The following is a 17,047-nucleotide window of genomic DNA, read 5'->3' on the forward strand; positions in this document are numbered from 1 at the left end:
AAAACCATGTCACACTTTTCCTGGAATTGCTCTAGCCGGCATCGCGATTGGTCAGCGCGATGTGGCAGCAGCCTGGGCCGTGGCCCGGCGTCCAGGTGACATTGTCGAAACGCACGCCCGTCGCCTCGAACAGGCCGCGGTCGAAGGCGCCGGCGATGCGGCAGAGCGTGGCGAGCTTTTCGTCACCGACTCCGGCCTCGACCCAGGCGTCCTTGAGCGGGCAGCGCTTCACCTTGAAGGCGATGCGGTCATCGCCGCGCTCGACATCGGTCGGGTACATCAGGCCGCCATCCGGGCTGACCGCCAGGAAGGCCTCGCCGATGGCGCGCGCGTCGTTGGCGCCGAAGCTGGCGAAGGCGGCTGCAGCCACTTCCTTGCCGCGCTGCTCGATGGTTCGGATCATGACCGCCTCGGCCTTTTCGGCGCCGAGTTCTCCGGTCAGTTCGTCGAGGAACAGACGGTAGAGATCGGCGCGGTTGCGGAAGGCGGAATCGAGTTCGCGCGACAGTTTCTCGGCTCTGGCTACGGGGTCTGTCATGATGCGTCCTGTGCGGTTCTCTTGAGTTTTGGCGCGGCGGCCACCAGGGCCTTGCCGATGGCCGATTGCGGTGCGTCGATGACGGCACGGGCGTCGCCGCTCTCGGCAATTCGCCCAGCGTCGAGGAGGATGACGCGCTGAGCGATCGCGCGGACCACGCCGAGATCATGTGAAATGAAGAGAAAGGCGATCCGTTCCTGCCTTTGCAGGTCGAGCAAAAGATCAAGGATCTGCCCGCGCACGGAGACGTCGAGCGCCGACACCGCTTCGTCGAGCACGATCAGCGACGGTTTCGTGGCGATGGCGCGCGCGATGGCGACGCGCTGCCGCTGGCCGCCGGAGATTTCGTGGATGGCGCGCGCGGCAAGATCCGCTGCCAGCCCTACGCGTTCGAGCAAGGCGGCGATGCGGTAGGGCCGCTCGGCGCGCGAGGCAATGCGATGGATGCGCAAGGGATCGTCGAGCACCCGCGCCACCGTGGCGCGTGGATTGAAGGCGGCCAGCGGATCCTGGAACACCATTTGCAGGCGCGCGCGATGCGCTCGCAGCGCGGCGCCACCAAAAGCCAGGAAGTCATTGCCTTCGAATTCGATGCGGCCGGCATCCGGCTCGATCAACCGCAGCACCAGCCGCGCGATTGTCGACTTGCCGCTGCCGGAAGGGCCGGCGAGCGCCAGCGTTTCGCCCGGCTCGATGCGAAAAGAGACATCGTCCACGGCGGCAACTGTCTTGCCGCCGCGACGATAGTGTTTGGTGAGGCTGGATACCGTGAGCAGGCTCATGCGTGGCGCCCGCTTCGGTTCAACAATGGTTCGGCATCAAGTCCGATGTGGGCATCAAGGAGCGTGCGCGTATAGGCCTCGGCCCGGGCGTTGATAATCCGTGGCGTCGGGCCAAGTTCGACCAACTGGCCATGGCGGAACACGGCGATGCGCTCGGCAAGCTCCGCGGCAAGCGCGATGTCGTGGCTGATGAACAGCAGCGTCATGCCGTCCTCGGCCACCAGCCGGCGGATCAGGGCGACGATGTCGGCCTGCACGATGGTGTCGAGCGCGCTGGTCGCCTCGTCGGCGATCAGCAATTTCGGTCCCGCGGCGATGGCGGCGGCAATTGCCACGCGCTGCTTCTGGCCGCCGGAGAGCTGGTGCGGGAAGGCTCGCAGGGCCGAGTCAGGATCGGGCAGCCGGACGCGTTCGAGCAGGGTTTTTGCTTGCGTGTATGCCTGTGGCCAGGTGAGGCCGAGATGGGTGCGGGCGACTTCGGCGATTTGTTTGCCGATTGGCATAACGGGGTCGAGGCTGGCGGATGGGTCCTGGAAGACGAAGCCGATATCGCGGCCGCCGAGAGGAGGGTGACTTGATCTGGTGAAGAGCTTTTGCGGCCTGTGCTCTACGAGGCCCCCCTCTGTCCTGCCGGACATCTCCCCCTCTAGGGGGGAGATTGCGCTCTCATCTCTGCCTTCGCCAATCACCAGCGTTGCGGGAAATCTGCCGACAGCGAACCTGCCAATCTCCCCCCTTGAGGGGGAGATGTCCGGCAGGACAGAGGGGGGTGCCCTGGCGCCCAACGTCGACGGTAGGAACCAATCGATCTTTCCTTCAATCTTGGCAGACCCCGGCAACAACCCCGCAATAGCCAGCGCCAGTGTGCTCTTGCCGGATCCGCTTTCGCCGATGATGGCCAGGCGCTCGCCGGCGACGATATCGAGGCTGATGTGCTTCAACGCCGCGACCTCGCCGCCGTCGCGGCGGTAGGTGACCGTCAAGTCGCGGATCGCTGCGAGTGCGGTCACGACAGGCCTCTCCTGATTGCCGTCGTCTCGACGATGCCTTCACCGGCGAGATAGACCCCGAGTACCGTCAGCACCAGCGCTATGCCAGGAACGATGGACAGGAAGGGCGCGGTGCGCAAAACAGCGCGGCCTTCGGCGATCATGCCGCCCCAGGTGACCCGGTTGGGGTCGCCGAGGCCTAGAAACGACAAGGCTGCCTCGGTGAGGATGGCGGCGGCGACGATCACCGACGACATCGCCAGCACCGGCGGCAGGGCGTTGGGCAGCACTTCGCGAAAGGCGATTTCGAGCGGATGCATGCCGACAGCGCGGGCGCTGGCGACATAGTCGCGCTCGCGAATGGAGAGAACTTCCGCGCGGGCGATACGGGCAGGCCCGGTCCAGGTGCCGAGCGCGATGGCGATCACGACGACGCCGCGCGATGGCCCGACGACACTGACGAAGGCCAGAGCCAGCAGGAAGCCCGGCACGGTCTGGAAGGCGTCGGTGATGCGCATCAGCACCTCGTCGACGAGGCCGCCGGCAAAGCCGGCCAAAGTGCCGACCACTGCGCCGATGGCCAGTGCCGCCGTCGCCGCCGCAAGCCCGACGGCGAGCGAGGTGCGGGCGCCGTGGAAAAGCTCGGCCAGCACGTCGCGGCCGAGCCGGTCGGTGCCGAGCGGCAGCGACCAGTCCTGGAACGGCGGCAGCAGCGGCTGCCCGGCAATGGCTTNGCTTGCGGATCACCGGAAAACAGCAGCGGTGCCGACAGCGCCATGGCGATCAGCGCCGCCAGAAGGATGGCGCCGGCGACGGCCTCAGGCCTCCGCAGAAAGCGGCGAAGCGGGTTCACGCGCCGGCCTCGCTGGCGCCGACGCGCGGATCGAGGAAGGCATAGGCGATGTCGACGAGGAGGTTAATCAAGATGACCAGCACGGCGCTGACGAGGATGATGCCGAGCAGCAGGGGTGTGTCACGCGCGGCCACGGCTTCCTGCGCCAGCCGGCCGAGGCCGGGCACGGAGAAGACGCTCTCGATGACGACGCTGCCGCCGAGCATCTGCGCCGACTGCAGGCCGAGCATGGTGACCAGCGGCAGCAGCGCATTGCGGGCAATGTGGGCGAGCACGATGCGGCGGCGCGAAAGCCCCCTGGCGCGGGCGGCCAGGACAAAATCCTGCCGCCAGACTTCGGCCATGCCGGCACGCATCATGCGCAGATAGAGCGCGAGATAGATGAAGCCGAGAGCGGAAACCGGCAGGACGAGATGGACGGCGATGTCGGCGGCGCGGTCGAGGCCGGTCTTGTCCGAGGCCAGGGTTTCGATGCCGCCGATCGGCAGCCAGCGCAGGTCGACGGCAAAGACAACGATCAGCACCAGGCCGAGCCAGAAACCGGGCACGGCATAAAGTGCCAGCGAGCCGATCGACAGGAAGCGGTCGCGCAAACTCCCGGGTCTCGCGCCGGCATAGATGCCGAGCGCCGAGCCGAGCCCGAAGGAGAGCGCGGTGGCGCTGACCATCAGCAGCAGCGTGTTGGGCAGGCGCTCGAGGATGACGTCGCGGATCGGCCTGGAGAAGGTCAGCGACTGGCCGAGGTCGAGATGCAGCAACGCCCAGAGATAATTGGCCAGCCGCGTCAGCTCCGACTGGTCGAGACCCCAGCGATGACGCAGCAATTCGATCATGCCGGCGTCGCCGCCGGTCGAGACGATGTAGGCGTCGACGGCATCGCCGGGGGCGGCCTCGAGCAAAAGGAACGTGCCGATGACGACGATCAGCAGCACGAAGATGCTGCCGACGAGACGGCGGCGGAGGAGGGTAAGGGCGCGGGTCATGGGGGCGTCGATGGGTTGGCGATACGTTGGTTAGGACCGCGCCTAGGCACCCCCCTCTGTCCTGCCGGACATCTCCCCCTCAAGGGGGGAGATCGGCTGTCTCTTTTGGCTTCGCCAATCTCCAACGTTGAAGAATTCGCGGGGCAGACAAGCGGCCAATCTCCCCCCTTGAGGGGGAGATGTCCGGTAGGACAGAGGGGGGCCTCGTAGAACTCAACGTCTATGATGATTTCGCGAATTCTCATCCGCGCAAATGTGTCACGATTCCAGATACGTGTCCGCCCAGTTCGACACCGCCCAGCGCGGGTTGTTGGCGATGTTGCCAACGGTGTCGCGCGCGACGCTGATGAAACTCCATTCGGCGACGTTGATCAGCGGCAGGTCGGCGGCCACCTCCTTCTGGAACTCCTTGTAGAGGTCGGTGCGGGCCGTGGTGTCGAGCGTCTCGGATGCCTTGGCGATGAGCGCATCGAGCGCGTCGTTCTTGTAGCCGCCCTGGTTGGAGAACGGCACGCCGTCGGGAATGCCGCTCTGCACCAGGATGGTTGTCGAGATCGCCGGATCGCCGCGGAACACCGGCGGACCCACCGCAAGATCGAAGGCGTGGTCGGTGTAGACGGCCTTGATGTGCGCGGCGGAGTCGTTGTTGACGAGCTCCGCGTCGATGCCGATGGCGGCGAGCGCCTGGCGCAGGTAGTCGCCGAACTGCTTGGTCTCGTTGAAATACGGCGCGGGCAGGAGCTTGAGCGTAAAGCGCTTGCCGTCCGGGCCTTTCTTGTAGCCGGCCTCGTCGAGCAAGGCGTTGGCCTTGGCGACGTCGAAGGCATAGGTCGGCACGTCGGCGGTGTAGAACTGCGGGTCGTTCTTCGGCACCGGGCCGGTGGCGGTCGCGGCATAGCCAAGGAACACGGTCTTGACGACGAAATCCTTGTCGATGGCGTGCGCGATCGCCTGGCGCACTTTCACATCGGCCAGCTCCTTGCGGCGATGGTTGATCTCGACGACGAGCTGATAGGTCAGCCCTTCGTAACCCTTGATGATCACTTTCAGGCCCGGCACTTTGGAGATGCGGTCGAGGTCGGCCAGCGGCACGGCCGAGAAGGCGGCAAGCTGGATTTCCTCGGCTTCCAGTGCGCTTGCCGCCGACGTGCGGTCGGGCAGCACCTGGTAGATGATTTCGTCGAGGTAGGGCTCGTCCTTGCCCCAGTAATCCGTGTTCTTGATCAGCCGGTAATACTGGCCGGCCTTGTACTCGCCGAACTTGAACGGCCCAGTGCCGATGGGCGCGTTGTTGGCCGGGTTGTCCTCGATCTTGCCGACCTCGTAGACATGCTTCGGCACGACGCTGCTCAGCGCTGGCAGCGCGTTGCGGATCAGCTGGAACGGCGTCGGCTTGGCGAATTTGAAGACGGCGGTGAGATCGTCAGGTGTGTCGACGCCAGCCAGATCCTTGAACACGGTGCGCCCGAGATTTTGCAGCGGCTTCCAGATCTGCAGCGCCGAGAAGGCGACGTCGGCCGATGTGAACGGCTTGCCGTCATGCCATTTGACGCCCTCGCGCAGCTTGAACGTCACCGAGAGCCCGTCGGCGGCGCCTTCCCAGCTCAGAGCCAGGCGTGGCGCAAGCCCGTCCTTGCCGTCGAAGGAGGCTTCGGCCAGCGTTTCGACGATCTTGCTGGAGATGAAGAAGACGCCGTTTGACGCGACGATCGCCGGGTTGAGGTTGCGCGGCTCGGAATCGGCGGCGAGCACCAGCCGGCCCCCCTTCTTCGGTGTCTGCGCCCAGCCAAGTGTCGGCATGGCGGTGGAGGCGAGCAGTATCGCCGAGCCGGCAAGCATTTTGCGTCTGGAAATCGTGAAACCTGACATGATCGAACTCCGTCCTCTCCGCGACCCCACACGGCGCGCCATACCCCTCGGACGCCTGCGAGCCCGCCGGCATCCTTGCGGCGGCGATTATGAGCCTTGCCAAAGGTTTCGCCAGAGACGGAATTGGCGCATCCTTGCTTGGCTTTGAAATTTTCGTCCGCTGGACCAGTTTGCGGGAAATGGCTCAATTCAATCCATCTGGTAAGACCAGATTTGATGGATATACGGCCAATGACGACTTGGTGCCGGCGCAGTCACGATCTTCGTGCATTTCTGGCTGGACCAGTGTGGGAAAAATGGTGCAGATTTGATCGACAGCCAGCGGATCGGGACGCGAAGCGGCCAGTGATCCCAAGCAATCCAGGGAGAGAGAGATGAACATTGCGCCGGGCAAGAGTGCCGTCAGCAAGATCCCGTTCGACCAGGCTAGGGTCGATCGGCTGATGGAGGAGGCCGGCATCGATGTGCTGCTCGCGACCTCCAAGCACAACACGCAATATCTGCTTGGCGGCTACAAATTCATCTTCTTCGCCGCCATGGATGCGATCGGCCATAGCCGCTATCTGCCCATTGTCGTTTACGAGAAGGGCGGACCCGATCACGCCGCCTATATCGGCAACCGCATGGAAGGCGGCGAGCACCAGAACAACCCGTTCTGGACACCGACGCTGCACGCCGCCTGCTGGGGCACGCTCGATGCCGCGAACCTCGCCGTCGAACATCTGCAGAAGATCGGCAAGGCGGGCGCGCGCATCGGCATCGAGCCGGGTTTCCTGCCCTCGGACGCCTACACGCTGATCCGCAAGGCGCTGCCGGAGGCCAAGCTGATCGATGCGACCGACATGCTGGAGCGCATGCGTGCGATCAAGACCGATGCCGAGCTGGAGAAGCTGCGCACGGCTTCCGAACTGATCACCGATTCCATGCTGGCAACCATCCAATGGGCGCGCGAAGGCACGACCAAGGCCGAGATGATCGAGCAGTTGCGGCGCGAGGAAACCAATCGCGGGATCCATTTCGAATATTGCCTGCTGACGCTGGGCTCCAGCCACAACCGAGCCGCTTCACCGCAGGCGTGGAGGAAGGGCGAGGTGCTGTCGATCGATTCCGGCGGAAATTACCACGGCTATATCGGCGACCTCTGCCGGATGGGCATCTTGGGCGAACCGGATGCCGAGTTGGAGGATCTGCTGGCCGAGGTCGAGACGGTGCAGCAGGCTGCCTTCTCGAAGGTCAAAGCGGGCACGCTCGGCGGCGAGATGATTTCCCACGCCGAGGGCGTGCTGAAGAAATCGAAAGTCGCTGCCTATACGGATTTCTTCGCCCACGGCATGGGCCTGATCACGCATGAGGCGCCGTTCCTGATGACCAACCATCCGGTGACCTATGAAGGCACCTATGCGGCCAAGCCGCTGGAGAAGAACATGGTGCTGTCGGTCGAGACGACGATGCTCCACCCGACGCGTGGCTTCATCAAGCTTGAGGATACACTGGCGGTGACCGAGAGCGGCTATGTGATGTTCGGTGATCGGGGGCGGGGGTGGAACCGGGGCGGGACAGCCTAGCTCGGCGCGGGCCTCCTCACCCGGATTGCCAACCGAATTGCGAAGGGCAATTCGGGGCAATCCGACCTCTCCCCAAGGGGAGAGGAGTTCGCGCCGGCGCTGGCTTCTGTCTTCTCCCTCGGGGAGAAGGTGGCCGCGCGAAGCGGCCGGATGAGGGAGCCTCCCCGTAAACGCGGAAGCGCGAGGAGAGACTACTCGCCACCCGCCGGAATCAGCCTGAAATCCGGCAGTTCCCGCAAGCCCAGTTCCGGGCCAGCCGGCGAATAGACGACGAAGAGCTGCATCGGCCCGTCGCCTGTGTTCAATGTCGAATGAAAACGGCTTTCCGGCACATAGATGGTGCAGCCGGGGCCGACCTTCTCGACCACCGGATTGCCCTTTTCGTCCTCGACCATCTGCTCGCCATGGCCCGAAATGACGAAGATGATCTCTTCGGCGCCGGGATGGTTGTGGCGGGCGTGGCCCTTGCCGGAGGGCAGGTCGACCACGCCGCCGGAAAAGCGGACAGCGCCGTTCACTTCCGGAGCCACCGTCAGCGACAGCTTGCCCCAGTCGAAGCCGAAGGCGCTGACGTCCTTCGGGTAGACAAACACCTTGCTCTTGTCGATCATCTCTCATCATCCCTTCTTTTTCTTCGCGGCTTTCTCGCCGCCGAGCGCCTTGAAATCGGCAGTCTGCCTGGCGATCGCCGCTTCGGCCGGCAGCCGTTCCATCGAGCTTGCGCCATAGAAGCCGTGCAGGCCCTTGGCTCGCGAGAGAATGTAGCGCGCGTCGTCGGGCATCGAGATCGGGCCGCCATGGCAAAGCAGGATGACGTCCTTGCGAACCGAGCGGGCGGCTTCGGTGATGGCATCGATCTGGACCACGCAGTCGTCGAGCGACTTGGCCGAGGTGGCGCCGATCGAGCCGCCCGTCGTCACGCCCATATGGGCAACGACGATGTCGGCGCCGGCCTTGGTCATGGCGCGAGCTTCGTCGGGGTTGAAGACATAGGGCGTGGTCAAGAGGTCAAGCTTGTGCGCCTCGGCGATCATGTCGACCTCGAGCCCAAAGCCCATGCCGGTCTCCTCGAAGCTCTGCCGCATGGAGCCGTCGAACAGGCCGATGGTCGGAAAGTTCTGCACGCCGGAAAAGCCCATCGTCTTCAGCTCGGCCAGAAGCAGGGGCATGATGACGAAAGGATCGGTGCCGTTGACGCCGGCCAGAACCGGCGTCTTCTTCACCACCGGTAGCACCTCGTAGGCCATCTCCTTGACGATCTCGTTGGCATTGCCATAGGCGAGCAGGCCGGCGGCCGAGCCGCGCCCAGCCATGCGGTAGCGCCCGGAATTGTAGATGATGATGAGATCGATGCCGCCGGCCTCCTCGGCCTTGGCCGACAGGCCGGTGCCGGCGCCGCCGCCGACGATCGGCACGCCCTTGTCGATCATTCCCCGGAACTTCTTCAGTATGTCCTTGCGCGGTATGGCGGGCATATTTTTTTGAACCTCAGTGTCTGGCGATGTCGAGGAAGGCGGCGGTTGCCGCCTGGGCGAATTCGGGGTCGTTGATGTGCAGCGGCAGGCGGGTGATGCGGCGCATGCCGTTTGGCTGGATGGTGCGCTCGATGGCTTCGAACAGGACCGCATCGGCCTCCGGATCGAAGAAGGCGCCACCCTTGACGTCGAGCGCCGAGACACCCTTTTCAGGGAGCAGGAAATGCACCGGTCCTTCACAGCGGGCGAGCCTGGCGCCGATCCATTCGCCGATCTGGCGGCACTCGTCTGCCGTGGTGCGCATCAGCGTGACGTTCGGATTGTGCTCGTAGAACAGCCGGCCGCGATATCGTTCCGGAATGGTCGAAGGCGCCCAGAAATTGACCATGTCGAGCGCGCCGACCGAACCGACATAGGGCAGGCGGGTGCGCATGATCGCTCCGAAACGATCCTGCGTCGCCGGTAGCACGCCGCCGAGCAGAAGGTCGCAGACCTCGGTGGTGGTGATGTCGATCATGCCGGATAGCAGGCCGCTGTCGGCAAGCTTCTCCATGCTGCGGCCGCCGGTGCCGGTGGCGTGGAAAACCATGCAGTCATATCGGGAGCGAAGCTGGTCGGCGATGGCCGTCACGCACGCCGTGGTGACGCCGAACATGGTGAGGCCGATCGAAGTTTTGCCGTCGGGCAGCGGCGCAGGCCTCGCCGCCATGCCGGAGATCGCCTGGGCGGCATTGTGCAGGACGACGCGGGAGAGCCGGTTCAACCCCGCCATGTCGGTCACCGCAGGCATCATGATGATGTCGGAGACATCGACATAGGGCGCGGTGTCGCCCGATGCGAGCGTCGAGACCATGATCTTGGGCAGGCCGAGCGGCAGGGCGCGCATGCCCGAGGTGATGATCGATGTGCCGCCGCCGCCGCCAATACCGATAATCGCGGCAATGTCGTTTCGAGATTGGATGAAGCGGGCGAAGGCGAGGCCCATCGCGGCGACGGCGGCGCCGCGATCACTTCCGCCGAGCACGGCGTTGACGCCGTCGGGGTGATGGCCGGAAATTTCCTTGGCGGTGATGTCGACAGGCACGGTTGCGTTGCGCGTTCCGACATCGACACGGCAAACGGCGGCGCCGGTGACCGCATCGGCCAGGAAGGCGAGTTCCTCACCCTTGGTGTCGGCGGTGCCCACGACGTAGATGCGCTTCACGGGCCGTTCCCAGGTCATTGCAAATTTTTGAGACGCGCGTATCGTATTGATATGGATGTCTCACGTCAACAAGCCGCCGTGCAGGACGACGCCAGCGAGAGAGCCGAGCGCGGACCCCGGGCGCGCACGAAACGGCTGATGCTGGAGACGGCGACGCGGCTGATGCAGGCGGGCGTCACGCCTTCGGTCAGCGAAGTCGCGGAAGCAGCGCAGGTTTCCCGTGCCACCGCCTATCGTTATTTCCCAAGCCAGGCGGCGTTGGTGCAGGCGGTCGTCAATGAGGGGCTCGGCCCGATCCTGACCTGGCAATCGACCTCCACCGATGCCGGGCGCCGGGTCGCCGAGCTGTTCGCGACCGCCATGCCGCGTATCGAGGCCTTCGAGGCGACGTTCAAGGCGGCGCTGAAGCTGTCGCTCGACCAGTGGGCAAGGCGCCAGGCCGGCACGCTGGGCGGCGAGCCGGCCCTCACGCGCGGTCATCGCGTCGATCTTTTGAAGGAGGCGATCGCGCCGCTCAAAGGCCGCTTGCCGCCGCGCGACTTCAAACGCCTGGCGCAGGCACTGTCGCTGATCTTCGGCGTCGAGGTGCTGATCGTGCTGAAAGACATCTGGGGGCTGGATAGCCGCAAAACGATGGCGGTAGCGCAATGGGCGGCTGGAGCGCTGGTGCGTGCGGCGGTCGCGGAATCGATCGATGAAGGAGGCGGTGTCGGCTCAAGGACGGCCGTGAAATAGCACCAATCTGGTTCGACCAGATTTGCATGCCGACTATCGATATTAACTCCAGCCCGAGGTGGCAGGCAACACCTGTGCATATCACTGAGTAGGAAAATCATGCGAAAACAGGCAGATAATGTCTGAATCCGGGAGCGTCGAGGAAGTTGGGTTCCCAAGAAAGGGCTTGACGCCGACGCAGGATTGGTAATACCAGATTGGATCATAAAAGTGGGTTGAAAGTGAGGGTTGCGATCCATTTTTCCGGCAGGGCGAGGAGGCCGAAACCGGAAAGGTGCGATTACGGGAGGAACTACCAGGGTCGGCTGCGTCGCCGGCCCGCATGACAAGGTAGAACGCGCACAAGGGAGGAAATCATTATGCGCAAGTTAGTGACCAGCGTGCTTGCTGGTATCGGCTTAACGCTTGCCTGCGGAACGTCCGTCTACGCGCAGGAAAAGTCGCTCACCATCTTCTGGGCGGAATGGGATCCGGCCAACTATTTGCAGGAACTCGGCAACGAGTACGAGAAGGAAACGGGCGTCAAGATCACGGTGGAAACCACCCCGTGGTCCGACTTCCAGACCAAGGCCTTCACCGAGTTCAACGCCCATGGCGACGCCTACGACCTGGTCGTCGGCGACTCGCAGTGGCTTGGCGCCGGCTCGACCGGCGGCCACTATGTGGACCTGACCGATTTCTTCAAGAAGCATGACCTCGGCAATGTAATGGCGCCGGCGACGGTGAAATATTACTCCGAATATCCCGGCAACAGCGGCAAATACTGGGCCATCCCGCTCGAAGGCGATGCCGTCGGCTGGTCCTATCGCAAGGACTGGTTCGAGGATCCCAAGGAAAAGGAGGCCTTCAAAGCCAAGTATGGTTATGACCTCGACGTGCCGAAGGATTTCAAGGCGTTGCGCGACATCGCCGAATTCTTCTACCGGCCGGATCAGAAGAGATACGGCATCGCCATCTACACCGACAATTCCTACGACGCGATGGCGATGGGTTTCGAGAACGCGCTGTTTTCCTATGGCGGTGATCTGGGCGACTATTCGACCTACAAGGTCGACGGCCACATCAACTCCGAAAAGGCGGTGGCGGCGCTCGATGCCTACAAGGAACTCTACAAGTTCACGCCTCCGGGCTGGGCCAAGTCGTTCTTCGTCGAGGACAACCAGGCCATCACCGAAAACCTGGCCGCGATGAGCATGAACTTCTTCGCGTTCTTCCCCTCGCTGATCAACGAGGCGTCGAACCCGAATGCCAAGAACACTGGCTTCTTCGCCAACCCTCCAGGCCCGAACGGCGACCAGTTCGCCGCACTCGGCGGGCAGGGCATCTCCATCGTCTCCTACTCGCAGAAGCAGGAAGAGGCGACGAAGTTCCTGGAATGGTTCATCAAGGACGAGACCCAGAAGAAGTGGGCGGCCCTTGGCGGCTATACCTGCAGCGCGGCGGTGCTCAAGTCGCCGGAATTCCAGAACGCCACGCCCTACAACAAGGCCTTCTACGAGACCATGTTCAAGGTGAAGGATTTCTGGGCGGTGCCGGAATATGCCGAACTGCTGCAGCAGCTCAACCAGCGCGTCTATCCCTACATGATCGGCGGGGAAGGTACCGCTAAGGAAACGCTGGACGCTTTGGCGGCCGACTGGAACGCGACCTTCAAGAAGTACGGCCGCGGCCAATAACGATCATGCCTCGCGGAGGGGGCTTGAAGCCCCCTCCGTTTCTTTTCCGCAACCGGGAGCAGGGTCTTGGCGACCACGATGATCACCACGCTGGACAGGTCTTCAAGAGCGGCGGCGCGCGGCCTGAGCGACACTTCCATCCGCAATCTCTTCATCATCCCGACGGTCCTGTTCCTGATCGTCTTCAACATCTTTCCGCTGATCTATTCGCTCGGCTATTCCTTCACCGACTTTCGTGCGTCGACCAATGCGCCGGCGACTTTCGTCGGGCTGCAGAACTATCGCGACCTGCTCAACGACCCCTATGTCTGGTCCAATTTCGCCATCACCGCCAAATACGTCATCATCTCGGTCGCCGGCCAGTTGTTTGTCGGCTTCGGCGTGGCGATGCTGCTCAACCGGGATATCCCGCTCAAGGGCCTTATCACCACGCTCCTGCTGCTGCCGATGATGCTGTCGATGGCTGTTGTCGGCTTGTTTTGGAAGCTTCTCTACGATCCATCATGGGGCGTCATCAACTATGCGCTCGGGCTCGGCAATTTCGAGTGGCTGGCCGATCCCAAGATGGCGCTCTATGCGGTTGCGCTGACCGACATCTGGATGTGGTCACCCTTCGTCATGCTGTTGTCGTTGGCAGGCCTCTCGGCGGTGCCGAAACATCTCTACGAGGCCGCCGCGATCGACCGCGCCGGACCGTTCTACACCTTCTTCCGCATCACGCTGCCGCTGGTCGCGCCGATCCTGATGATCGCGGTCATCTTCCGCACCATGGAGGCGTTCAAGACCTTCGACCTCGCCTACATCCTGACCAGCCAGCCGACGGCCGAGCTGATCTCGATCCGGCTCTACAAGATGGCGTTCCAGGAGTGGCAGACCGGGCGTTCCTGCGCGATGGCCTACATCGTGCTGATCATGGTGCTGGCCATTACCAACATATATGTCAAATACCTCAACAAGGTGAAGGAGCGCTGAGATGGCCGCAGTCCGCACTTCTTCCGAGATCGGCTTCAACCGCATCGCCATCGTCGCCGTGCTGTTGGTGACGATCATCTTCCTCGCCCCGATCTACTGGATCGCCTCGACGGCGTTCAAGCCGCGCAACCTGGCCACCACCATCCCGCCGACGGTCGTCTTCCAGCCGGAAATTTCGCCTTTCGTGAAGCTGTTCACCAAGCGCTCGCAATTGCGCAGTCCGCCGACGCCCGAAGAGTACGCGGCCGCCCCGTGGTGGGAGCGCGTCGTTTTCGATGGCGGCGAGAAGATCGTGCGTGACGGTAAAGGTCAGGTGCAGTGGTCGGGCTATCCGAGCCGCTTCCTGAACTCGCTGATCATCGCCATCACCTCGACGGTGCTGGCGGTCGGCATGGGCACGTTCACCGCCTACGGCTTCTCGCGCTTCAAGGTGAAGGGGGAGGCGGATCTGCTCTTCTTCATCCTGTCCACGCGCATGCTGCCGCCGGTGGTGGTGGCGATCCCGATGTTCCTGATGTACCGAGCGGTCGGCCTCAACGACACCCATGTCGGGCTGATCATCCTCTACACCGCCTTCAACCTGTCCTTCTCGGTGTGGCTGATGAAGGGCTTCATGGACGAGATACCGAAAGAATATGAGGAGGCTGCACTCGTCGACGGCTACACGCGCATGGAAGCCTTCTTCAAGATCGTGCTGCCGGAGGCGGCCACCGGCATCGCCGCCACCGCCGTGTTCTGCTTCATCACCGCGTGGAACGAATATGCCTTCGCGCTGATCATGACCAATCGCCGTGCGCAGACGGCCCCGCCGTTCATCCCCAGCCAGGTCGGCTCCGGCCTGCCGGACTGGACGGTGATCGCCGCCGGTACCTTCCTGTTCCTGCTGCCGGTCGCCATCTTCACCTTCCTGCTGCGCAATCACCTGCTGCGTGGCATGTCCTTCGGAGCGATCCGCAAATGAGCTTTCGCGCCATCAATCAGAAATATCTGGAGCCAGGCAGCCAGGTGCTGATGGTGCTAGGCATCGTCGCGCTCTGCCAGCCGTGGAACATGCTGCTGCACACATACGGCCTGACCATCATCCTGATCGGGCTGATCGGCTTCAACGTCACCTCGAAGATCGCACCGGAAGACAAGGCCGGTACCGGGCATTCCGGGGACATGCAGGCGCGAAATCCGGGAGCACAGCATTGACCCAGATCGAGCTTCGCGGCGTCCAGAAATTTTTCGGCGCCGTCCAGGTCATCAAGGACCTCAACCTCCAGATCGCCGACAACGAGTTCATCGTTCTGCTCGGCCAGTCGGGCTGTGGCAAGACGACGACATTGCGCGCCATCGCCGGGCTGGAGACGATCGACGAAGGCGATATCCTCATCGATGGCAAACCGATCCAGCATCTGAAGGCGGCCGACCGCGACATCGCCATGGTCTTCCAGTCGTTTTCGCTCTACCCGCATATGAGCGTCTACGAGAACATCGCCTTTCCCCTGCGCGCCACGCGCAAGAGCAAGGCGGAGATCGACAGCGAGGTGCGCTCGGTCGCCAAGACGCTGCAAATAACGGACCTGCTGGCTAAAAAACCGTCTGCGCTGTCAGGCGGCGACATGCAGCGCGTCGCCATCGGCCGGGCACTGGTGCGGCGGCCGAAGGCCATGCTGATGGACGAGCCGATCGGCGCACTCGACGCCAAGCTGCGCGAAGAGATGCGGGCCGAGATCAAGCGGCTGCACATCAAGCAGGGCTCGACCACCATCTATGTCACGCACGACCAGATCGAGGCGATGAGCCTCGCCGACCGCATCGTCATCATGCATGAAGGCGTGCTGCAGCAGGTCGGTTCGCCGGACGAAGTCTATTCGCGCCCGGCCAATCTGTTCGTGGCGCAATTCGTCGGCAGTCCGGTGATGAATGTCGCCGACGCGGCGGTGGCCGAAAAAGCCTCGTCCGCATCGGTGACCGTGGGTGACGCGGCCACCGGCTTCGAGTTTCCGCGAGCTCTCCTGTCGAAGCTCAACGGCCATGCCGCGGGTGGACTGGCACTCGGCATCCGGCCGGAAGGCGTGCTCATCCGCCGTGACGCCGCCGAGGGGTTCATGGCTGTCGAAACACAGATCGTCGAACCGCTCGGCTCCTTCGACATCGTCGACCTGAAGGTCGGTTCCAAGATGCTGCGCGCGCGCACCAAGAGCGGCTTCGTCGCCGGACCGGGCGAGAAGGTGTTCGCCAGGATCGACCCGACCCAGGCGCATTTCTTCGACAAGGCAAGCGGCAAGTCGCTTGATGTGAGACTCTGATGGCGCATATCCAGCTCAAGAACATCTCCAAGACCTTCGGCAACCACACCGCCCTGGTCGGGCTCGATCTCGACATCGCCGATGGCGAGTTCTTCGTGCTGCTGGGCGAGACAGGTGCCGGCAAGACGACGACGCTGCGGCTAATCGCCGGCCTGGAAAAACCAAGCGAAGGCCAGGTCTTCATCGACGGCGTCGACGTCGCCGACTGGGGCGCGGCCGAGCGGGACGTGGCGCTGGTGCTGCAGCAATACTCGCTCTATCCACGCTACACGGTGCGCGAAAACCTCGAATTCCCGCTGAAGCCGAAGATCCGCCGGCTGCCGGACGCCGAGATCAAGGATCGCGTCGACCGCGCCGCGCGCACGCTCAGGATCAAGCATCTGCTCGACCGCAAGACCGACCGCCTGTCGGGCGGCGAGATGCAGCGCGTCTCCATCGGCCGCGCCATCGTGCGCAAGCCGCGCGTGTTCCTGATGGACGAGCCGCTGTCGGCGCTCGACGCCAAGCTGCGCGAGGCGCTGCGCACGGAACTGAAGAACCTGCAGATACAGCTCGGCGCCACCTTCCTGTTCGTCACCCATGACCAGATCGAGGCGATGTCGATGGGCGACAAGGTCGGCGTGCTCAATCATGGCCGCATCGTCCAGACCGGCACGCCGCACGAGATCTACAACAACCCGCGCGACACCTATGTGGCGAGCTTCGTTGGCTCGCCGCCGATGAACCTCATCGACGGCAAACTGGTCGACGGCCGCGCGGTGATGGTACCGCTGAATTTCGAACTGCCTTATGCGGGGGGCGCCAATACTTTGTCGGGACTAAAGGCGAGCGGCGCGACCGACGGCCGCCCGCTCGTCTTCGGCATCCGTCCGGAGGACGTCTATCTGGAAAGCGGCGCGCCGGTCGAGGCGCGCGTCCACGATGTCGAGAATCACGGCGTCGAAAAGATACTGACGCTCAGGGTCGGCGACACGACGCTGCGCGCGACGGTGCCGGCAAGGACCGATGTCGCGATCGAGCAGCCGGTGCGCTTTGCCTGGAACCCGGACAAGGTCGTGCTGTTCGACAAGGGCAGTGGCGTCAGCTTGCGGCACGCCGGATAGAGCGCCCGA

17 protein-coding genes and 1 pseudogene are annotated in these 17,047 nt (G+C 63.6%); 9 read left to right on the forward strand and 9 right to left on the reverse strand.

Annotated features, from left to right (window positions below; all coding sequences use genetic code 11):
* Window positions 1–31: 31 nt before the first annotated feature.
* From X743_RS164910 to X743_RS164890, 6 genes and pseudogenes are all read right to left on the reverse strand, one after another.
* Window positions 32–538 (reverse strand): L-2-amino-thiazoline-4-carboxylic acid hydrolase, encoded by a 507-nt coding sequence (locus X743_RS164910; RefSeq protein WP_013892891.1) that lies wholly within the window; start codon window positions 536–538, stop codon window positions 32–34.
* Window positions 535–1,320, reverse strand: a complete 786-nt coding sequence (locus X743_RS164905; protein ID WP_023763952.1) for a dipeptide/oligopeptide/nickel ABC transporter ATP-binding protein — start codon at window positions 1,318–1,320, stop codon at window positions 535–537. Before X743_RS164905 ends, X743_RS164910 begins: the two co-directional genes overlap by 4 nt.
* Complete coding sequence (locus X743_RS164900; protein WP_023763953.1) at window positions 1,317–2,330, reverse strand: ABC transporter ATP-binding protein; 1,014 nt, start codon at window positions 2,328–2,330, stop codon at window positions 1,317–1,319. Before X743_RS164900 ends, X743_RS164905 begins: the two co-directional genes overlap by 4 nt.
* A pseudogene (locus X743_RS01000000168595) lies at window positions 2,327–3,162 on the reverse strand (ABC transporter permease). Before X743_RS01000000168595 ends, X743_RS164900 begins: the two are co-directional and overlap by 4 nt.
* Entirely contained in the window at window positions 3,159–4,145 is a 987-nt protein-coding gene (locus tag X743_RS164895) for an ABC transporter permease (protein WP_023763954.1), read from the reverse strand. Before X743_RS164895 ends, X743_RS01000000168595 begins: the two are co-directional and overlap by 4 nt.
* A gap of 258 nt (window positions 4,146–4,403) precedes the next feature.
* Window positions 4,404–6,014 (reverse strand): ABC transporter substrate-binding protein, encoded by a 1,611-nt coding sequence (locus X743_RS164890; protein ID WP_023763955.1) that lies wholly within the window; start codon window positions 6,012–6,014, stop codon window positions 4,404–4,406.
* Window positions 6,015–6,103: 89 nt separating this feature from the next.
* Here X743_RS164890 and X743_RS1000000171900 point away from each other — a divergent pair, with 89 nt between their 5' ends.
* Complete coding sequence (locus X743_RS1000000171900) at window positions 6,104–6,325, forward strand: hypothetical protein (protein WP_156934379.1); 222 nt, start codon at window positions 6,104–6,106, stop codon at window positions 6,323–6,325.
* A gap of 63 nt (window positions 6,326–6,388) precedes the next feature.
* On the forward strand, window positions 6,389–7,579 hold the full coding sequence (locus X743_RS164885) for a Xaa-Pro peptidase family protein (protein WP_023763956.1): 1,191 nt from the start codon (window positions 6,389–6,391) through the stop codon (window positions 7,577–7,579).
* 191 nt (window positions 7,580–7,770) lie between these two features.
* On the opposite strand, the gene X743_RS164880 is transcribed toward X743_RS164885, so the two are convergent.
* The 3 genes from X743_RS164880 to X743_RS164870 are packed head-to-tail and all read right to left on the reverse strand — an operon-like array spanning window position 7,771 to window position 10,258.
* Window positions 7,771–8,190 carry a cupin domain-containing protein gene (locus X743_RS164880; protein WP_031257424.1) on the reverse strand — a complete coding sequence of 140 codons (420 nt, stop codon included), beginning with the start codon at window positions 8,188–8,190 and terminating at the stop codon, window positions 7,771–7,773.
* Window positions 8,191–8,196: 6 nt separating this feature from the next.
* The gene (locus X743_RS164875) at window positions 8,197–9,054 is read right to left on the reverse strand and encodes a phosphoenolpyruvate hydrolase family protein (protein ID WP_023763958.1); all 858 of its coding nucleotides are present in this window, start codon (window positions 9,052–9,054) and stop codon (window positions 8,197–8,199) included.
* A 13-nt stretch (window positions 9,055–9,067) separates the two neighbouring features.
* Window positions 9,068–10,258: a Tm-1-like ATP-binding domain-containing protein gene (locus X743_RS164870; RefSeq protein WP_023763959.1), complete on the reverse strand. Its 1,191-nt coding sequence runs from the start codon at window positions 10,256–10,258 to the stop codon at window positions 9,068–9,070.
* Window positions 10,259–10,309: 51 nt separating this feature from the next.
* Here X743_RS164870 and X743_RS164865 point away from each other — a divergent pair, with 51 nt between their 5' ends.
* From X743_RS164865 to X743_RS164835, 7 genes are all read left to right on the forward strand, one after another.
* Window positions 10,310–10,993, forward strand: coding sequence for a TetR/AcrR family transcriptional regulator (locus X743_RS164865; protein WP_023763960.1), 684 nt, complete (start codon window positions 10,310–10,312; stop codon window positions 10,991–10,993).
* Window positions 10,994–11,352: 359 nt separating this feature from the next.
* Window positions 11,353–12,669, forward strand: coding sequence for an ABC transporter substrate-binding protein (locus X743_RS164860; protein WP_013892902.1), 1,317 nt, complete (start codon window positions 11,353–11,355; stop codon window positions 12,667–12,669).
* 66 nt (window positions 12,670–12,735) lie between these two features.
* Window positions 12,736–13,641, forward strand: coding sequence for a sugar ABC transporter permease (locus tag X743_RS164855; protein WP_023763961.1), 906 nt, complete (start codon window positions 12,736–12,738; stop codon window positions 13,639–13,641).
* 1 nt (window position 13,642) lies between these two features.
* Complete coding sequence (locus X743_RS164850; protein ID WP_023763962.1) at window positions 13,643–14,602, forward strand: carbohydrate ABC transporter permease; 960 nt, start codon at window positions 13,643–13,645, stop codon at window positions 14,600–14,602.
* The gene (locus X743_RS164845) at window positions 14,599–14,835 is read left to right on the forward strand and encodes a hypothetical protein (protein ID WP_013892905.1); all 237 of its coding nucleotides are present in this window, start codon (window positions 14,599–14,601) and stop codon (window positions 14,833–14,835) included. The genes X743_RS164850 and X743_RS164845 overlap by 4 nt, the downstream gene beginning before the upstream one ends.
* Window positions 14,832–15,935 (forward strand): ABC transporter ATP-binding protein, encoded by a 1,104-nt coding sequence (locus tag X743_RS164840; protein WP_023763963.1) that lies wholly within the window; start codon window positions 14,832–14,834, stop codon window positions 15,933–15,935. Before X743_RS164845 ends, X743_RS164840 begins: the two co-directional genes overlap by 4 nt.
* The gene (locus X743_RS164835; RefSeq protein WP_023763964.1) at window positions 15,935–17,038 is read left to right on the forward strand and encodes an ABC transporter ATP-binding protein; all 1,104 of its coding nucleotides are present in this window, start codon (window positions 15,935–15,937) and stop codon (window positions 17,036–17,038) included. The genes X743_RS164840 and X743_RS164835 overlap by 1 nt, the downstream gene beginning before the upstream one ends.
* Window positions 17,039–17,047 lie beyond the last annotated feature (9 nt).

Source organism: Mesorhizobium sp. LNHC232B00 (assembly GCF_000502435.1).
GTDB classification, from domain to species: Bacteria; Pseudomonadota; Alphaproteobacteria; order Rhizobiales; family Rhizobiaceae; genus Mesorhizobium; species Mesorhizobium opportunistum.

What these genes read in the sequence shown, in the direction of transcription:
- X743_RS164910 (WP_013892891.1), bottom strand. Translation starts at nt 538, where the DNA reads ATGACAGACCCCGTAGCCAGAGCCGAGAAACTGTCGCGCGAACTCGAT.
- X743_RS164905 (WP_023763952.1), bottom strand. Translation starts at nt 1,320, where the DNA reads ATGAGCCTGCTCACGGTATCCAGCCTCACCAAACACTATCGTCGCGGC.
- X743_RS164895 (WP_023763954.1), bottom strand. Translation starts at nt 4,145, where the DNA reads ATGACCCGCGCCCTTACCCTCCTCCGCCGCCGTCTCGTCGGCAGCATC.
- X743_RS164890 (WP_023763955.1), bottom strand. Translation starts at nt 6,014, where the DNA reads ATGTCAGGTTTCACGATTTCCAGACGCAAAATGCTTGCCGGCTCGGCG.
- X743_RS1000000171900 (WP_156934379.1), top strand. Translation starts at nt 6,104, where the DNA reads ATGAGCCTTGCCAAAGGTTTCGCCAGAGACGGAATTGGCGCATCCTTG.
- X743_RS164885 (WP_023763956.1), top strand. Translation starts at nt 6,389, where the DNA reads ATGAACATTGCGCCGGGCAAGAGTGCCGTCAGCAAGATCCCGTTCGAC.
- X743_RS164880 (WP_031257424.1), bottom strand. Translation starts at nt 8,190, where the DNA reads ATGATCGACAAGAGCAAGGTGTTTGTCTACCCGAAGGACGTCAGCGCC.
- X743_RS164875 (WP_023763958.1), bottom strand. Translation starts at nt 9,054, where the DNA reads ATGCCCGCCATACCGCGCAAGGACATACTGAAGAAGTTCCGGGGAATG.
- X743_RS164865 (WP_023763960.1), top strand. Translation starts at nt 10,310, where the DNA reads ATGGATGTCTCACGTCAACAAGCCGCCGTGCAGGACGACGCCAGCGAG.
- X743_RS164860 (WP_013892902.1), top strand. Translation starts at nt 11,353, where the DNA reads ATGCGCAAGTTAGTGACCAGCGTGCTTGCTGGTATCGGCTTAACGCTT.
- X743_RS164850 (WP_023763962.1), top strand. Translation starts at nt 13,643, where the DNA reads ATGGCCGCAGTCCGCACTTCTTCCGAGATCGGCTTCAACCGCATCGCC.
- X743_RS164845 (WP_013892905.1), top strand. Translation starts at nt 14,599, where the DNA reads ATGAGCTTTCGCGCCATCAATCAGAAATATCTGGAGCCAGGCAGCCAG.
- X743_RS164835 (WP_023763964.1), top strand. Translation starts at nt 15,935, where the DNA reads ATGGCGCATATCCAGCTCAAGAACATCTCCAAGACCTTCGGCAACCAC.